This window comes from Pseudopontixanthobacter vadosimaris (assembly GCF_012979275.1).
Classification (GTDB): domain Bacteria; phylum Pseudomonadota; class Alphaproteobacteria; order Sphingomonadales; family Sphingomonadaceae; genus Pseudopontixanthobacter; species Pseudopontixanthobacter vadosimaris.
On sequence record NZ_JABASZ010000037.1, the window covers coordinates 137,107 to 154,200 of the forward strand.

Consider the following 17,094-nt stretch of genomic DNA (forward strand, 5'->3'; position numbering starts at 1 on the left):
GGTGCTGATACCTTTTGCAGAATGATCGGGCGTGCATGCGCATGCGTCCGCAATAAATCGCAAGAGGAGAGTACAGATGGCCGAAGCTGATCCCCAGGCAGGTGGCGGTTGCCCCTTTTCCACCACCCGCACGACACTGACCGGTCGCGGCAATCGCGACTGGTGGCCCAACCAGCTGTCGCTCGATATTTTGCATCAGAAAGGCATCAGCGGCGACCCGATGGGCGACGATTTCGACTATGCCGAAGCGTTCAAGTCGCTCGACTTCGAGGCCGTCAAGGAAGATCTGCGCGCGCTGATGACGGACAGCCAGCCCTGGTGGCCGGCCGATTACGGTCATTACGGCCCCTTCTTCATCCGCATGGCGTGGCATAGTGCAGGCACCTATCGCACCGGCGACGGACGCGGCGGGGCCAATGCCGGGCAGCAGCGGTTCGCCCCGCTGAACAGCTGGCCCGACAATGCCAATCTCGACAAGGCGCGGCGCCTGCTCTGGCCGATCAAGCAGAAATATGGCGCGAAACTGAGCTGGGCGGATCTGATGATCCTGACCGGCAATGTCGCGATCGAGAGCATGGGCGGCCCGGTCTTCGGCTTCGGCGGCGGACGGCGCGACGTGTTCGAGCCGGAGAAGGACATTTACTGGGGCACCGAGGAAGAATGGCTCGGCGATACGCGCATCTCGGAAGAGAAGGTGCTGGAAAACCCGCTGGCCGCAATCCAGATGGGCCTGATCTACGTGAATCCCGAAGGTCCGGGCGGCAATCCCGACCCTGCCGCGTCGGGCCGCGACATTCGCGAAACCTTCGCGCGCATGGGCATGAATGACGAGGAAACCGTTGCCCTGACTGCCGGCGGCCACACTTTCGGCAAATGCCATGGTGCCGGCCCCGCCGAACTGGTGGGCGCGGAACCCGAAGGGTCCGACATCGCCACGCAGGGGTTCGGCTGGGTCAGCGAACATGGCGACGGCCACGGCGGCCATGCCATCACCAGCGGCCTGGAAGGTGCATGGACCTCCACGCCGACCCAGTGGGACATGGATTATTTCCACCTGCTGCTGGATTACGAATATGAACTGGTGACCAGCCCGGCGGGCGCCAAGCAGTGGCAGCCGATCGACCAGAAGGAAGAGGACATGGCGCCCGACGCCCATGACCCCTCGCGCAAGGTGCCGACGATGATGACCACCGCCGACATGGCGATGAAGGTCGACCCTGCCTATCGGGAGATCGCGACGCGATTCCGCGACAATCCGGACCATTTCGCCGACGCCTTCGCCCGCGCCTGGTTCAAGCTGTGCCACCGCGACATGGGCCCGAAGATCCGGTACCTCGGGCCAGACGTTCCGGCGGAAGACCTGGTCTGGCAGGACCCCATACCGGCGGCGGATTACGCTTCCATCGACGATGGTGACGTTGCCGATCTTAGAAAGAAACTGCTGTCTTCAGGGATTTCCACCTCCGATCTCGTCAAGACGGCGTGGGCCTCGGCCTCGACATGGCGCGGATCGGACCATCGCGGCGGCGCCAATGGTGCCCGCATCCGCCTGGCCCCGCAAAAGGATTGGGAGGTGAACGAACCGCAGGAACTGGCGCGTGTGCTGGGCGTGCTGGAGGGCATCAAGCGCGATTTCGATGGCGCGGCCAGCGGCGGCAAGAAGGTTTCGCTCGCCGATCTCATCGTGCTGGGTGGCAGCGCCGCGATCGAGAAAGCGGCGAGCGATGCCGGGCATGACATCACCGTGCCTTTCGCACCGGGCCGGACCGATGCCAGCGCCGAACAGACCGATGCCGAAAGCTTCGACGTTCTCGAACCGAAGGCGGATGGTTTCCGTAACTATCTGAGCACGAAACACAGCGTCGCGACCGAGGAACTGCTGATCGACCGGGCGCAATTGCTCGGCCTCAGCGCTCCGCAGATGACGGCGCTGGTCGGCGGCCTTCGGGTGCTCGGCGCCAATCACGGCGGCAGCGACGAAGGCGTGCTGACGGAGCGGAAGGGCCAGCTGACGAATGATTTCTTCGTCAATCTGCTGGACATGACGACCGCCTGGAAGGTCGTGGACAAGAGCGGTGACGAAAAATTCGTCGGTTATGACCGCCGGACGGAAGAGAACCGCTGGACCGCGACGCGCACCGATCTCGTCTTCGGATCGAATTCGCAGCTTCGCGCCATCTCCGAAGTTTACGCAGAGAACGGCCACGAGCAGAAATTCGTGAAAGACTTCGTCGCTGCCTGGACCCAGGTCATGAATGCGGATCGCTACGACCTGACCTGATCGCCTGCCATTCCGCCCGCCGGGACGGAACGCACCGTCGCCTTCAGGGGCGGCGATGCGTCCCTTTTTCTGCGCCATCAGCTACCGATGGCACCGCCTTTGCCAGGGGCATGTCGGTTCCGGTGGCATTTCCGATAACAGCTATCGAAACACTCAATTTCAATTCCGCGCGATCATGCTTATCTCGCACTTGCAACATCATTCGCACTCAATGTGGGTGCACCGCAAAACGGAGAATAGATAATGGCCACAATGATCGGCAAGGAACTGAAGCCTTTCGTCGCACAAGCATTCAAGCCCGACAGCAGCGGCGCAGCCGGCAAGGGCGATTTCGTCGAAGTGACCGATGGCGACGTGCGCGGCAACTGGGCCGTATTCTTCTTCTATCCCGCAGACTTCACCTTCGTCTGCCCGACGGAACTGGAAGATCTGGCCGCCCAATACGACACGCTGAAGGGCATGGGTGTGGAAGTCTATTCGGTATCGACCGACACCCACTTCAGCCACAAGGCATGGCATGAAAGCAGCGAGAAGATCGGCAAGATCCGCTTCCCGATGCTCGGCGACCAGAACCATACGATTGCGAATAATTTCGAAGTGTTGCGCGAAGGACAGGGCCTCGCCGACCGCGCCACCTTCGTCGTCGACCCCGATGGCGTAATCCAGATCCTGGAAATCACCAGCGAAGGTGTCGGCCGCAATGCCAAGGAACTGGTCCGCAAGATCAAGGCTGCGCAATATGTGCGCGCCAATCCCGGCCAGGTCTGCCCGGCCGCCTGGGAAGAAGGCGGCGACACGCTGGCCCCCTCGCTCGACCTGGTCGGCAAGCTCTGATCACGGGCCTTCTGCCCTGACGGGTAAACGACAGGGCTCGGGACGGAAACGCCGCCCCGGGCCCTTTTCTTTTAACGCCTGCGTGGTGCCTTCCAAGGCTGCACACAGGTTGTGCTTACGAATACCGACGGAGAACTCATCATGCTCGATGCTGATATGAAGCAACAGCTCAAGACTTATCTGGGCAATTTGCGTGAGCCGATCGAGCTCGTCGCCAGTCTCGGCGATGATGCCAATTCGGCGAAGACTCGCGACCTGCTGAACGAGATTGCGGAACTGCACGATCATGTTTCCGCCAGCTTTGATGGCGACGACGTGCGCAAACCCAGCTTCATCATCCGCCGTGCCTCGGACGCCGGCAAGTGGGTTCGCTTCGCAGGGCTGCCCATGGGGCACGAATTCACCTCGCTGGTGCTGGCGCTGCTGTGGGCCGGCGGTCACCCGCCGAAGGTCGATCAGGAGGTGCTGGACCAGGTGGCGGAGCTGGAAGGCGAATATGATTTCGAGATGTATTTCTCGCTCTCCTGCCACAATTGCCCCGATGTCGTTCAGGCGCTGACGCTGATGGCGCTGACCAACAGCAAGATCAACGCGACGCTGATCGAAGGCGGCGCGCATAAGGACGAAGTCGACGCCCGCAACGTGATGGCGGTGCCCGCCATCTTCCTGAACGGCGAACCCTTCGCGAACGGCAAGATGGGCGTGGAGGAAATCCTTGCCAAGCTGGATGGCAACGCGTCGGCCCGTTCTGCGGCGAAGATGGCGGAGAAGGACGATTTCGAGGTCCTCGTGGTCGGCGGCGGCCCTGCCGGTGCGGCAGCCGCGATCTATACCGCGCGCAAGGGCTTCTCCACCGGCATAGCCGCCGAACGCATGGGCGGGCAGGTGCTCGACACCATGGGCATCGAGAACTTCATCTCCACCCCCTATACCGAGGGGCCGAAGCTGGCCGCGCAGCTGGAGAGCCATGTTCGCGAATACGACATAGACTTGATGAATTTGCAGAAGGCGGAAAAGCTCATTCCCGCGAGGTCGCCGGGCGGGTTGCATGAAGTGGTACTGGAAAATGGCGCATCGCTGAAGGCGCGCAGCCTGGTTCTGACCACCGGCGCACGCTGGCGCAATCTGGGCGTGCCGGGCGAATTCGAATATCGCAGCCGCGGTGTCGCCTATTGCCCGCATTGCGACGGCCCCTTGTTCAAGGGCAAGAGCGTCGCCGTCATCGGTGGCGGCAATTCGGGTGTGGAAGCCGCCATCGACCTCGCCAATATAGTCGAGCACGTGACGCTGGTCGAATTCGACAGCCAGCTGCGTGCCGACGAGGTGTTGCAGAAAAAGCTCCGCAGCCTCGGCAATGTCGATATCCTGACCTCCGCCCAGACGACGGAGATCAGGGGCGATGGCGAACGCGTGACGGGCCTCGTCTGGAAGCACCGCGAAACCGGCGAGGAACGCACGGTCGATCTCGCCGGCGTCTTCGTGCAGATCGGCCTCGTTCCGAACACCGAGTGGCTGAAGGACAGCGGCATCGAATTGTCGAAGCACGGCGAAATCGTGATTGACGACCGCGCGGCGACCAATCTGCCGGGCATCTTCGCGGCGGGCGATGTCACGACCGTGCCCTACAAACAGATCATCGTGGCGATGGGCGAAGGGTCCAAGGCAGCATTATCCGCCTTTGATTACATCATTCGCACCGAACCTGCGGAACTGGTGGCTGAGGCAGCCTGATATTCACGGCAGGATAAATCCTGATCGGCGTCATCCCCCCCGGCGCAGGATCAGGTAGAGCGCGCCGTCGCCCCCGTGGCGGCGGTGCGCTTTTCTAATCGCGGCGATGCTGCCCGCATGCGGCCCGGCTGCCAGCCAGTCGAGGATCTTTGCACGAATGGCACCGCGTTTGCTGCCACGGTCGGCCGCATCGACCGGGCGCGGCTTGCCGGTGACGACAAGCACCAGCCGCGCCCCCATCGATCTGGCCTGCCCGATGCCGACGTCCAGCCGCTGATAAGCGGAATCAAGCCCATGGCCATGCAGGTCGAGCGTGAAATCAGGCGCTATGCTGCCCGTGTGCAGTTTGCGGTTCCAGTGGGAATCGAGACCGGTTTCGGGCTTCGGCAGCTGGCGCGGGACCGGGCCGGCTGCTGGCTGTGTCCTGTTCGGTGCGGCGGATGACGGCACCCGCTTCTGCTTGAGGAAGATTGGAGGCGCCTTACCTGCGGCTCCCTTCATCCCGACCGCTGCAGTTTCGCCTGAGCCGGGCCGCGGCACGGCGGGCCGCTGGCGCCCCGGCAGTGGCGCGACGCTGGCCGCAAGATAGGCCCATGCCGCCTGTTCTTCCGCGCTCAGGCCCCGAGGCGGCCTCATGGCCGGGTCAGGCGGGCAACCGTTTCCTTCGGCAGCAGCAGCAGCGCCTGCCCGCGCGCGCTCATCCCCCCGGCAATTTCGCGCGCATCGGCACCTGCGCCCCAGAAGGTGTCGAAGCGATTGGCCCCCTTGATCGCGCCGCCGGTGTCCTGCGCGATCCACAACCCGTTCGCCACGGGGCGGTCCAGCATCAGCCAGACAGGGGCGCCAAGCGGAACGAAAGCAGGATCGGCCGCCACGCTGGATTCGCGCCGGACCGGCACTTCCAGTGCGCCGAGCGGCCCGTCGCCGATCAGTTCACGAAAGAAGATCCAGCTCTTGTTAAGGCGCATCATCTCGCGCCCTTCCTCGGGATTTTCCCGCAGATATTGCACGATGCCCTGCATGCTTCCGGGATATTGCCCCGGTCGGTCGCCCAATAACCCGCGTTCGCGCATGATCGAACCGAGGCCTGCATATTCGCGGCCGTTCTGCGCGGCATAGCCGATCCGCATCACGCTGCCATCGGGCAGGCTCAAGCGGCCCGAACCCTGGATTTGCAGGAAGAAGAACTCGATCGGATCGGCCGCCCAGGCGATTTCGAGGCCCCGTCCTGCCAGCGCACCGTCCTCGATCGCGGCGCGGTCGAAATAGGGAACGAAAATGCCGAATTCGTCATAGCGACCGAGCGGCGGGCGGCCCGTCCGCTCAGTTTCAGGATAATCGGCGGGCCAGGCGCGGATCAGGTCGGGCGGCGTCCGGTAAACCGGCACGTCGTAACCAAGCCGCCTTTCGCGGCTGCCGAGAATTTCAGGTTCGAAATAGCCGGTGGCGAAGGCGGTGCCGTCGCCGACCCGGGCCGTGTCGAAATAGGTTGCAAAGAAACGCGGTGCATCGGCAGATGGCCAGCCCGCCGCCGCAGCGCAGGCTGCCTGCCAGTCCGACCGATCGGTAAGGCCGCTGGTGTCATTGCGGATCAGCAGTTTGGGGCATGATTCGCTGAAGGACCACAATCCGGCAGCGGCGTCCGGTACCGTCATGCCAAGCTGGGCTACAGCCGGGCCGCGAACCACATAGGCTGCAGCGGGAGCCGGCACCTGCACTCCGGGCGGCGGAAGCTGCACCCCGGTCGGCGGAACAGGCGCGGGAAGCGCGATCTCAGGCGCAGGTCCCGCAGGCACCATGCGAAAACACCCTGCCAGCAACATCAGCATCGTCGCCGAAAGGAAGACCCGGAGAGCCGGCAAACGTGTCATGCGAATCGTCTCAGGCTCAGCCTTCGTCGGTTTCGTCGAGTGTCCAGTCGGGCGCGGCGGCATCGACATTGCGCATGAAGGTCCAGACGTCGCGAGTCTCGATGGCATCGTCCATCGACCCGGCGATGACAGTGCCCTCCCTGTCGCGGGTCACGGCCGCAATGTCAGCGACGAAGCGGACCGCGATGCGGGCCATCCTGCCGTCCAGTTCTGCCGAATCGATCTTTGCTTCCTCGATCCGGACGAGGCGGTTGTCCATCACCTCACCCGCGCGGTCGCGCGCGTCGATGGCGCTGGCGAAGCTGTCATAGACATCGTCGTCGCATAATTCGCGCAAGGTGGGCTTGTCGCCCTTCCAGAATGCCTCGAGAACCATGGCGTAAGCGCCCTTCGCTCCTTCGAGAAAGCCGGTAATGTCGAAATTGCGATCGGCGGCAGCGATATTGCGGATGCCGCTTTCCACCGCCGGCATCACGCCTTCCAGCTCAACCGTGCGCACCGGCTGCGGGCGCGCCTGCACGATGGTCCGGTCGGCAGCGGTATTCTCGGCATGCGTTCTCTTCACATCCTCCAGCCGGGTCGGCACATGCTCTTCCTCTTCCGCGCGGCGCCCGAGGACGGAATAGAGCCGAAGGCCGAGGAAGGCCGCGATCATGGCGAGAATGACGATCTGTAGTATCACTGCGTACCTGCTTTCCACCGATGCCGGCGCACCGGAACTTTCCTGTATATTCGCGCTTGTCCTGCGAACCTGCCCTAAATAGGGACTGATTTCAATCGAACAACGCGCCCCGGGGGCAGGATCAGCCATTTCGTGCGGCGGTCACGCCAGCCCGGCGCCAGGGCATATCGACCGCATTGCAGCGCCCTCTGCACGGTGCTAGGCGCGCCGGCAATCGTACCGCCGCGAAGGCGGCTTCTCCGCCGCCGGCAATGGCGTGCAAAGTCTCGAGAAAACGGAAAGATCGCAAGATGGCAGAAGACAATGACGTGCTCGCCGACCTCGGCATGGATCAGGCGAACGGCGCGGACAACCAGCCCGTGGCCGGAATGGTGACCCAATATGTGAAGGATCTTTCGGTCGAAAGCCCGAACGCGCCGGCATCCTATCAGTGGCGCGACCAGCCGGCCATCGACCTGCAGTTCAACATCGGCGCCAACCAGGTGAACGAGGAGATGCACGAGGTCGAACTGAAGGTGAATGTCACCGCCAAGGGCGAACAGGGCAATTTCTACCTCGTCGAACTGTCCTATTGCGGCCTGGTCGGAATGCGCAACCTGCCGGAAGATCAGGCCCACGCGTTTCTGTATGCCGAGGCACCGCGCATCCTGTTTCCCTTCGCCCGCCGGGTGATTGCCGATGCGACGCGCGATGCCGGATTCCAGCCGCTGATGCTCGAACCGATCGACTTCAACGGCCTGTATATCCAGCAATTGCAGCAGAAGCGCAGCCAGGAAGCCGCAGGCGGCTCCGACGCGGTCAACTGACGGCCCATCCGGCACCTGTCGCCGGCCTGAACAATCTGGATAACAGCCGATGAGCCTGGTCAAGAATGTCGGCACGATCGGAGGGCTGACCGCGCTCAGCCGGGTCTTCGGCTTCCTTCGCGACATGCTGCTGGCGCGGGCGCTCGGCGCCGGTGCGGCTGCCGATGCGTGGCAGATCGCCTTCATCCTGCCGAACACCTTCCGCCGCCTGTTCGCCGAAGGGGCCTTCTCCGTCGCCTTCGTGCCCATGTACAGCCGCGCGTTGCATGGGGATGCGGGCGGGGAAGAGGCCGCGCAGAAATTCACCAACGATGTTCTGGCCGTGTTCGTCTGGGTGCTGCTGGGGTTCACCGCCGTGGCGATGCTGGCAATGCCGGGGCTGGTCTGGCTGCTGGCGAGAGATTTTCAGGAGGTGCCCGGCAAATTCGAACTGTCGGTCACATTGTCGCGAATCACCTTCCCCTATCTGGCGCTGGTCAGCCTGGTGGCGATGATTTCGGGCGTACTGAACGCCCGTTCCCGCTTTGCGCCCGGCGCCTTCGTGCCGGTGTTGCTGAACATCGTCCTGATCGCCGCGATCGGCATCGGCTATTGGCTGCGTGCGGGAACCGAGAACCTCGCCATTACCGCCTATGCGCTGGCATTCGGCCTGTTCGCCGCAGGCGTGGCGCAGCTTGCTTACATGATCTGGGCGACCCGGCGCGCCGGGGTGAAGCTGGTGCTGCGGCGCCCAAAACTCTCGCCGGAGGTGAAGCGCCTTTCCTATCTCATCCTGCCAGCCACCTTCGGGGCGGGCATTTACCAGATCAGCCAGTTCGTCGATACATTCTTCGCCACCAGCCTGCCGCAGGGGTCGCTGACCCTGCTGAAATTCGCCGACCGCCTGAACCAGATGCCGCTCGGCATCATCGGCATCGCGCTCGGCACGGCGATATTGCCGATGCTGGCCCGCCATATCCAGACCGGCGACAATCGCGAGGCGCAGCGCCTGCAATCCAACGCGGTCGAGATCGCGCTGCTGCTGACGCTGCCCGGCGCGGCGGCACTGGCCGTCTGTGCCGAGGCCTTCACGACCGCCATTTTCCTGCAGGGCAAGATGGAGCCGGCAGACGTCGCCATCATGGCGAACATCACCGTGGCGCTGGTGATCGGTTTGCCCTCCTATGTGCTGATCAAGGTTTTCCAGCCCGCTTTCTTCAGCCGCGAGGATACGAAGACGCCGGTGTGGATCGCGGCCGCAGCCCTGGCGGTCAACATCGCGATCAATTTCTATGTCGTCCCGCGTTATGGCATCGTCGGCCTTGCCGGGGCGACCGCATTCACCGCCACGCTGAACGTCGCGACACTCTATGCCATCCTGCAGATGCGCGGGTGGTTTCACTGGAGCTGGAAACTGAGCAGCCGCATCCTGCGCCAGATCGTGGCCACTGCCGCGATGGGCCTGGCCCTCTGGCTGCTGATGGGCGTGCTCTCTCCATTTTTCAGCGGCAGTGTGCCGGAACGCGTCCTGTCGCTCTCGGCGCTGATCGTTATAGGCCTGATCGTGTTCTTCGGCACGGCTTTCGCGGTGGGCGCTATCGACAAGGACCTCATCGCCCAGCTACGTCGCCGCAAGAAGAAGGCAGGCGACACCCCGATCACCGAATGACCGGAGCCGCCCGGCTTATCCAGATTTGAGGAATTTCATGCGCGTCGTTTCCGGCATCCAGCCCACGGGCAATCTGCATCTCGGCAATTATCTGGGTGCCATCCGCAACTGGGTGCGGATGCAGGACGATATGCCGGAAGGCGGGCAATGCCTGTTCTTCCTTGCCGATCTGCATGCGATTTCCATGCCGCACGATCCGGCTGCCTTGCGGAACGGAACGCGCGAGATGGCGGCGGCGCTCGTCGCTTGCGGAATCGATCCTGCGCGATCCATCCTGTTCAACCAGGCGCAGGTGCCGCAGCACGCCGAATTGCAATGGCTGCTCACCGGCACGGCGCGCATGGGCTGGCTGAACCGGATGACGCAGTTCAAGGACAAATCTGGCAAGAACCGCGAAGGGGCCAGCGTGGCCTTGTTCACCTATCCGGTTCTGCAAGCCGCCGACGTGCTGCTGTACCAGGCGACGCATGTTCCCGTCGGCGAGGATCAGAAACAGCATCTGGAACTGGCGCGCGACATCGCACAGAAATTCAACAATGATTTTGCGGGTGAGAGCGACGAAAGTGGCGTTTTCACCCTGCCCGAACCGATTGTCCCGCCCGAAGCCGCGCGCATCATGAGCCTGCGCGACGGCAATGCGAAGATGAGCAAGTCCGATCCGTCCGAAATGGCGCGGATCGACCTGACCGACGATGCCGATACGATCACGCGCAAGGTGAGGAAGGCGCGCACCGATGCCGAACCCCTGCCGTCAGAGATGGCGGGACTGGACGAACGCGCCGAGGCGCGAAACCTCGTCACCATCTACGCCGCGCTGGCGGCATGCGAACCCGCAGAGGTGCTGCGCCAGTATGGGGGACAGGGTTTCGGTACTTTCAAGCCCGCGCTGGCGGAAGTGATGGTCGACCATCTCGCGCCGATCAACGCCCGCTTCCGGCAACTGACCGGCGACGGAGAAGCGCTGGATGCCATTCTGGCGCGCGGGGCCGCCCGCGCCCGCGAACTTGCGCAGCCGACACTGGCCCGGACTTATGCTGCGTTGGGGCTGATGCGCGGCTGAGGCGGAGGAGGGAACCCGGCCGGCGGTTCAGCGTTCTGGCATGGTCCTTGCTGTTAACAAAGTGCAAGGTCGATATTCAAACTGGGTTCACGGTTCGTTTCATATAAGAACCGCTAGACGGTGCTGTCCTGACGCAGAATGGATAGTTCCTGATTTCTAGGGGAAAATCCATGACGATCACGTCCGATAACAGCGCGAACCGATGGGGCCGCCGCCTCAGACTGGCAGCCGCACCGCTGATGCTGGCCGGGCTGGCCGCTTGCGCCACGCCGTTCAACGCCGATGTTTCGCGTTTCCGTACCCAGCTTCCGGCACCCACCGGCACGACCTTCGCCGTAGTTCCCCAAGATCCCGAATTGCAGGGCGGGCTTGAATTTGCGCTCTATGCCGATCTGGTCGAGGCTGAGATGCGGCAGCTCGGCTATACCGAAGCCGATCCGGCCACTGCCGATCTGCTGGTCCGCTTCGATTACGGGGTCAGTAACGGGCGCGAACGCATCCGGTCCACCGGCACCGTCGATCCGTTCTATTCGCCCTGGTATCGTTATGGCCGGGTGTCGCCCTTCTACCGGTCGCGCCTCGGCTATTACGGCCGCAGCTGGGGCTACGGGTTCTACGATCCCTTCTTCAGCCAGCCGGATTTTCGCAGCTACACCGTTTATACCAGCGGCATCGATCTGAAGATCGACCGGCGCGTCGATAACCAGCGGCTGTTCGAAGGCGAGGCGGAGGCTGTGTCGACCTCGAACCGGCTGCAATATCTGGTGCCCAATCTGGTCGATGCGATGTTCACCGACTTTCCGGGACAATCGGGCGAGACCGTGCGCATTTCCATTGCGCCTGAAGACAAGAAGGTCCGCCGGATAGACTGACGGCGGATCGTAACAGCATCACCGAGGAAGGCGGGTCTGGCAACGGGTCCGCCTTTCCTTTTGCGTCACGCGTTCAGATATCGAGAGAATCGCTGCCGCCGGTGGATCCGAAGCCCCGCTCGCCACGTTCCGTGCCGTCAAGGTTGGCGACTGCGTGCCACAGCGCCTGCGTCACGGGCGCGATGACGAGCTGCGCGATCCGATCGCCGCGCCGGATGGTGAAATTCGCATCCCCATGATTGATCATGATGATCTTCAACTCGCCGCGGTAATCGGAATCGATCGTTCCGGGGCTGTTCGGGACAGTGATGCCGTACCTCAGGGCGAGGCCGGACCGGGGCCGCACCTGGATCTCGAACCCTTGCGGTATCGCCATCCGCAATCCGGTGCCCACCGCATGGCGCTGCCCCGCAGCCAGTACGATGTCTTCGGCCGATACCACGTCCATCCCCGCAGCACCCGCCGTGGCATAGGCAGGCAGGGGCAGGTCTTCGCCACCGGGAAGGCGCACGATGTCGATGCGAACGGGTTCAGGCATCGTGATCGCCCGCTGTTTCGCGGCTGGACAGAAAGGCGGCCATGCGCTGCACCAGTTCGAATGCCACATCTTCCTTCGGCATTTCGTCGAGGCTTTCCACGCCGGATTTGGTAATGATATGGACGGCGTTCATGGCCCCGCCCATCACGCTTTCGCCCACCGCGCCCGACACGTCATTGGCGATGATCCAGTCCGCGCCCTTGCGCTTGCGCTTGGCCACCGCATTATTGACGACATCCTGCGTCTCGGCGGCGAAGCCGATCAGGAGCGGCGGCTTGTTCGCGCTGCCCGCCACGCTGGCGAGGATGTCGGGATTTTCCGCCAGCAGGATCGCTGGCGGGGCGGAACCGCGCTTCTTCATCTTCTCTTCCGCTACGTCGCGGCTGCGCCAGTCGGCCACTGCCGCGACCATCACGGCTGCATCGGCTGGCAGCGAGGCTTTTACCGCAGCCGCCATGTCGCGGGCCGATTCGACGTCGATCCGGTCGACGCCATGCGGGGTCGGCAGCGCGACCGGCCCGGCAACCAACGTGACTCGCGCGCCCGCATCGGCGGCGGCGGCGGCGATGGCGAAGCCCTGTCGCCCGCTGGACCGGTTGGCGATGTAGCGCACCGGATCGATGGCTTCCCATGTCGGCCCTGCCGTAACCAATATGTGCCGGCCATATAGCGGGCGATGTTCTGGATCGGTCTCGAACGCCGGCTGGCCGTCGAGCGGATCGGATCGAGATGCCGACGAAAGGGCAGCGGTGATCGCCGCATCCATGGGCAGATTCACGAGCTGCGGTCCTGTATGGCCCGCCCCGGTTGATATAGGGTGATTAATGGCGTCGGGGTCGGTCGGGTGGGCCGACCGCGCCGCACCCTTGCCCGCCAGAAGCAGTCCGCCAGGGTTCGGCTCCGGCAACGCGATCCGATCGAGTCCGTTGCGCTCTATAGTGTCTCCGCCACGATCCCCATCAGCCTCGACCTCCTCTTCCGGCGGCGTGCTTTCCTCGTCATGTGCGACGGGGCGGCGGGAATACCTGCGCGAAATCAGCGACGACAGCAGCCCGCCCAATCCGCCGCTGCGGGCTTCGGTCTCCGGCTCCAGCGCCTCGCCCGCAAGGTCGTCAGCCGTGACCGGCGTATCATCGTCAGCGGGAACCGGCACTTCGGCGACCGCAGAGGCCTGTTCTTCCGTTTCCAGCCCGAACATGGCGGCGATCTCCGCCCACACCGCAGCCGGTTCCGGCAGGCGGCCGGGGCCGAATTCGCCGCAGGCCATGGCTCCGATGTCCGGCTCCATGACGTGAACGCCCGCCTGCCGCAGCCAGGCGACATTTCGCTGGGTAGCCTCGTGGTTCCACATCCGCACATTCATGGCGGGCACGGCCATCACCGGCTTGTCGGTGGCAAGGATCAGCGTGGTCGCCAGATCGTCGGCGATGCCCGCCGTCATTTTCGCCAGCATATTGGCGGTGGCAGGGCATACCACCACGAGATCGGCCTGTCGGCTGAGCTGGATATGGCCCATCTCGGCCTCGTCCTTCAGATCCCACAAGGTCGTGTGAACGGGATTTTCGCTGAGCGCGGCCAGCGCCATCGGCGTGACGAACTGGCTGCCGCCTTCGGTCAGCACGCAGGTCACATCGCCGCGCACGGTTCCCCCGGCGCTATCCGCACCCTTGCGGATGAGGCGCACGAGTTCGCAGGATTTATAGGCGGCAATTCCTCCGCCGACGACCAGCAGAATACGCAATTCATCCATCATCGCGGCCCCTCGGCGTGATGGACGGGATACCGGCGAGCGGGCAGCCCGGTCAGGCAAGATATGATCAAATCCATGTCCTCCCTCCCCAGGCCTGCGCGATACCCTGCCACGCGAGCCGCTCCTGTTCAAAATGCAATCAAACTGTCAGAACACCTAGCGTTTGCCACTACCCCTTGCCAAGCGCTGGTTAATTTTTGCTTCCCTTCCCGCCATCGGGCAAGGTGGTGTTCCTGCTACTGGCCTGCTTCTGGAGTCTTCGATGCGCCTTATCCTTACCGCCCTGCTGTTCATTGCCGGTCTGTTCTTCGTGTTTCTGGGGATCGGATTCCTGCTGACCCCCGCCAGTTCGGGGCAGGGTTTCGGGCTGACGACTTCGGGCGTGGAAGGGCTGGCCACGATCCGGGCCGACATGACCGCCTTCTTCATCGTGGCCGGCGGTTGCATGATCTGGGGTGCATGGCGGCGCCGGGGCGACCCCCTGCTGATCTCGGCCGCGCTGTTCGCCCTCGCTTTCATCGGCCGGGCGGTCAACGCCATCGCTGCCGGCCCCCATGACGATTTCTGGGCGCCGATGCTGGTCGAAGCGCTGGCGGTGATCCTGTGCCTCGCCGCCTATCGCATGCTGCCGCATCGGGACTTCGCCGGCGGGCTGAATCGCCAGTTTGGTCGCTAGAAGAGGATGCCCAGCACGGCGGCAAGGGCCACGGCCCCGCCGCCCAGTGCCGCAGCGGCGGCATAGCCGAGCCACCCGCCGCCGGAACCGGCGGGTCTGCGCCGCCGTTCCCAAACCAGTTCTATATCCGGCAGGGGCGGCGGTTCGGGCGCGCCGCCGCGCGGGGGGAAGCGTTCCTCCACCCGGCGCACGAGGTCGGGCAGGCCGAGCAGGGTCGTGACATCGGCGCGGATGCGCTGTGCCAATGCGGCTTCGGGGCCAAGCTCGTCGCGGATCCATTCGCGCACGAATGGGGCCGACACGTCCCACATGTTGATCTCAGGGTCGAGCTGGGTGGCGATCCCTTCGACCATCACCATCGTTTTCTGCAGCAGCAGCAGATGGGGCTGGGTCTGCATGTCGAAATCGCGGGTGATGGCGAACAATCCGTCGAGCATCTGCCCGACGCTGAGTTCGCTGACCGGCTTGCCGCGCATGGGTTCCCCCACGGCCCGCAATGCAGTCGCGAATTCATCGACCGAGTGATAGCTCGGCACATATTGCGCCTCGAAATGAATTTCGGCGACCCTGCGGTAATTGCCTGTGGTCAGGCCATAGAGGATTTCCGCCAGCCACTGACGCGCGCGGCGATCGATCCGGCCCATGATCCCGAAATCGATGGCGACGATGGTGCCATCGGCGCGCACGAACAGGTTGCCCTGGTGCATGTCGGCGTGAAAATACCCGGCGCTGATCGCCTGCGTCAGGAAGGCCAGCACAAGCCGCCGGGCCAGGTCGGGCAGATCGTGCCCGGCGGCGACCAGCGCCTCGCGATCGGCAATCTTGACCCCGTCGACCCAGGCCAGGGTCATGACCCGGCCATTGGTCCGGTCCCAGTCGATTTCGGGCACCTCGTACCCGGCTACCGCATGCATCGACCCCGCCAATTCGCTGGCCGATGCCGCTTCGCGCCGCAGATCGAGCTCGCGATTGGTCCAGCGTTTGAAATTGGCGATGGTGAGCGCCGGCCGCAGGCGCGCGGCTTCCCCGCCCAGTCCTTCCAGATGCGCCGCCGCCCACTCATAGGTCGTGATATCGCGGGCGAATTGTTCACGGATGCCGGGCCGCAACACCTTGACCGCAACGTCGCGCCCCTCGGTCGTCACCGCGCGATGCACCTGCGCGATGCTGGCTGCGCCTACCGGCACCGGATCGATCGAAGTGAACAGGCTGTCCAGCGGCGCGTCGAAACTGGCCTCGATCGCCGCCCGGATGTGTTCGAAGGTCACCGGCGGCAGGCTGTCCTGCAGGCTGAGCAGATTATGCGCCGCTTCCTCGCCGACGATATCGGGCCTTGTCGCCAGGGTCTGCCCCAGCTTGATCGCGGCGGGACCGATGGCGCGAAAGGCCCCCGCGTAATCGGGCCGCCGGGGCTGGCGGGTGCCGAAGCGTGCTATACGGGTCAGGCGGCGAACCTGGGTCGGCGTGTTCGGGTCAGCCTCGATTCCCCGCAGCGCGCCATGCCGCGCCAGAATGCGGCCCCAGCTCAGCAAGCGCCAGATATGAGTTGCGGTTCTTGCCACCTGGTTCAGGTCTTCCAGCCGGAATGGATGGCGACCAGCCCGCCCATGATGGGCTCGACCCGGGTGCGCACGAAGCCTGCATCGCGTATCATCTGCTCGAACCGGGGCATGGCCGGGAAGCGGCGGATCGATTCGACGAGGTAGCGATAGCTGTCGGCATCGCCGGCGATCGCCTTGCCGATGCGCGGCACCAGCCGGTGCGAATAGAGGTCGTAGGCTTCCTTGAACCCCGGCCATTCGGTGGTCGAGAATTCGAGGCAGAAGAACCGCCCGCCGAATTTCAGCACGCGGTGCGCCTCTGCCAGGGCGGCATCGATCCGGGTCACGTTCCTGATTCCGAAAGCGATGGTATAGGCATCGAAGCTGCGCGAGGCGAAGCTCAGTTCCTCGGCATTCTGGCGCGACCACACCAGCGACTCCAAGCTTGCGCCTGAAATCCCGCCACGTCCGGATGATTTCCGCATCGCCCGTTCCATGCCGACATCCAGCATCTCCTGATTGATGTCGGCCACGGTTACATTCGCGCCGCGCGCCGCCATCCGGAAGGCGATGTCGCCCGTGCCGCCCGCCATGTCGAGGATCGCCTCGCCCGGCTGCGGCTTCACCCGGCGCACGAAACGGTCCTTCCACAGCCGGTGCATGCCGCCCGACATGGCGTCGTTCATGATGTCGTATTTTGCCGCCACCCCGGAAAATACCGCACCGACGCGCCGCGTCTTCTCCGCCGGATCGACATCTTCGTAGCCGAAGGAAACGCGGCTGTTCTCTTCACCGTTCATGGGC

The 17,094-nt window shown here is 64.0% G+C and carries 15 protein-coding genes; 8 read left to right on the forward strand and 7 right to left on the reverse strand.

Going from position 1 to position 17,094, the window contains the following annotated elements; all coding sequences use genetic code 11:
* Nucleotides 1-76: 76 nt before the first annotated feature.
* From katG to ahpF, 3 genes are all read left to right on the forward strand, one after another.
* Nucleotides 77-2,281, forward strand: a complete 2,205-nt coding sequence (gene katG / locus HG250_RS09680; protein WP_170005081.1) for a catalase/peroxidase HPI — start codon at nt 77-79, stop codon at nt 2,279-2,281.
* 252 nt (nt 2,282-2,533) lie between these two features.
* Nucleotides 2,534-3,115 carry an alkyl hydroperoxide reductase subunit C gene (gene ahpC, locus HG250_RS09685; RefSeq protein ID WP_420821324.1) on the forward strand — a complete coding sequence of 194 codons (582 nt, stop codon included), beginning with the start codon at nt 2,534-2,536 and terminating at the stop codon, nt 3,113-3,115.
* A 141-nt stretch (nt 3,116-3,256) separates the two neighbouring features.
* The gene (gene ahpF, locus HG250_RS09690; protein WP_170005085.1) at nt 3,257-4,846 is read left to right on the forward strand and encodes an alkyl hydroperoxide reductase subunit F; all 1,590 of its coding nucleotides are present in this window, start codon (nt 3,257-3,259) and stop codon (nt 4,844-4,846) included.
* Nucleotides 4,847-4,876: 30 nt separating this feature from the next.
* Here ahpF and HG250_RS09695 read toward each other — a convergent pair whose 3' ends face one another.
* Genes HG250_RS09695 through HG250_RS09705 form a run of 3 tightly spaced genes read right to left on the reverse strand, consistent with a single transcriptional unit; the run spans nt 4,877 to nt 7,399 of the window.
* Nucleotides 4,877-5,482: a Smr/MutS family protein gene (locus tag HG250_RS09695; protein WP_170005087.1), complete on the reverse strand. Its 606-nt coding sequence runs from the start codon at nt 5,480-5,482 to the stop codon at nt 4,877-4,879.
* A complete protein-coding gene (gene mltA / locus HG250_RS09700) occupies nt 5,479-6,717 on the reverse strand; it encodes a murein transglycosylase A (RefSeq protein WP_240957044.1) in 1,239 nt (412 codons plus the stop codon). The genes HG250_RS09695 and mltA overlap by 4 nt, the downstream gene beginning before the upstream one ends.
* Nucleotides 6,718-6,733: 16 nt before the next feature.
* Nucleotides 6,734-7,399, reverse strand: a complete 666-nt coding sequence (locus HG250_RS09705; protein ID WP_170005089.1) for a Tim44/TimA family putative adaptor protein — start codon at nt 7,397-7,399, stop codon at nt 6,734-6,736.
* 290 nt (nt 7,400-7,689) lie between these two features.
* On the opposite strand from HG250_RS09705, the gene secB reads away from it, so the two are divergent.
* The 4 genes from secB (at nt 7,690) to HG250_RS09725 (ending at nt 11,785) form a co-directional block, all read left to right on the forward strand.
* Complete coding sequence (gene secB / locus HG250_RS09710; protein WP_170005091.1) at nt 7,690-8,205, forward strand: protein-export chaperone SecB; 516 nt, start codon at nt 7,690-7,692, stop codon at nt 8,203-8,205.
* Nucleotides 8,206-8,254: 49 nt separating this feature from the next.
* The gene (murJ, locus tag HG250_RS09715) at nt 8,255-9,853 is read left to right on the forward strand and encodes a murein biosynthesis integral membrane protein MurJ (protein WP_170005093.1); all 1,599 of its coding nucleotides are present in this window, start codon (nt 8,255-8,257) and stop codon (nt 9,851-9,853) included.
* A gap of 37 nt (nt 9,854-9,890) precedes the next feature.
* Nucleotides 9,891-10,913, forward strand: a complete 1,023-nt coding sequence (gene trpS, locus HG250_RS09720) for a tryptophan--tRNA ligase (RefSeq protein WP_170005095.1) — start codon at nt 9,891-9,893, stop codon at nt 10,911-10,913.
* A gap of 170 nt (nt 10,914-11,083) precedes the next feature.
* Nucleotides 11,084-11,785 carry a DUF4136 domain-containing protein gene (locus tag HG250_RS09725; protein ID WP_240957045.1) on the forward strand — a complete coding sequence of 234 codons (702 nt, stop codon included), beginning with the start codon at nt 11,084-11,086 and terminating at the stop codon, nt 11,783-11,785.
* A gap of 73 nt (nt 11,786-11,858) precedes the next feature.
* On the opposite strand, the gene dut is transcribed toward HG250_RS09725, so the two are convergent.
* Nucleotides 11,859-12,323 carry a dUTP diphosphatase gene (gene dut, locus HG250_RS09730; RefSeq protein ID WP_170005097.1) on the reverse strand — a complete coding sequence of 155 codons (465 nt, stop codon included), beginning with the start codon at nt 12,321-12,323 and terminating at the stop codon, nt 11,859-11,861.
* A complete protein-coding gene (locus HG250_RS09735; protein WP_170005189.1) occupies nt 12,316-14,073 on the reverse strand; it encodes a bifunctional phosphopantothenoylcysteine decarboxylase/phosphopantothenate synthase in 1,758 nt (585 codons plus the stop codon). The genes dut and HG250_RS09735 overlap by 8 nt, the downstream gene beginning before the upstream one ends.
* Nucleotides 14,074-14,335: 262 nt before the next feature.
* Here HG250_RS09735 and HG250_RS09740 point away from each other — a divergent pair, with 262 nt between their 5' ends.
* Nucleotides 14,336-14,749 (forward strand): DUF4345 family protein, encoded by a 414-nt coding sequence (locus HG250_RS09740; RefSeq protein ID WP_170005099.1) that lies wholly within the window; start codon nt 14,336-14,338, stop codon nt 14,747-14,749.
* On the opposite strand, the gene ubiB is transcribed toward HG250_RS09740, so the two are convergent.
* Nucleotides 14,746-16,311 carry a 2-polyprenylphenol 6-hydroxylase gene (ubiB, locus tag HG250_RS09745; RefSeq protein ID WP_170005101.1) on the reverse strand — a complete coding sequence of 522 codons (1,566 nt, stop codon included), beginning with the start codon at nt 16,309-16,311 and terminating at the stop codon, nt 14,746-14,748. The two genes, HG250_RS09740 and ubiB, sit on opposite strands and share 4 nt — an antisense overlap.
* 5 nt (nt 16,312-16,316) lie before the next feature.
* Nucleotides 16,317-17,090 carry a class I SAM-dependent methyltransferase gene (locus HG250_RS09750; protein WP_170005103.1) on the reverse strand — a complete coding sequence of 258 codons (774 nt, stop codon included), beginning with the start codon at nt 17,088-17,090 and terminating at the stop codon, nt 16,317-16,319.
* Between the last annotated feature and the right edge of the window lie 4 nt (nt 17,091-17,094).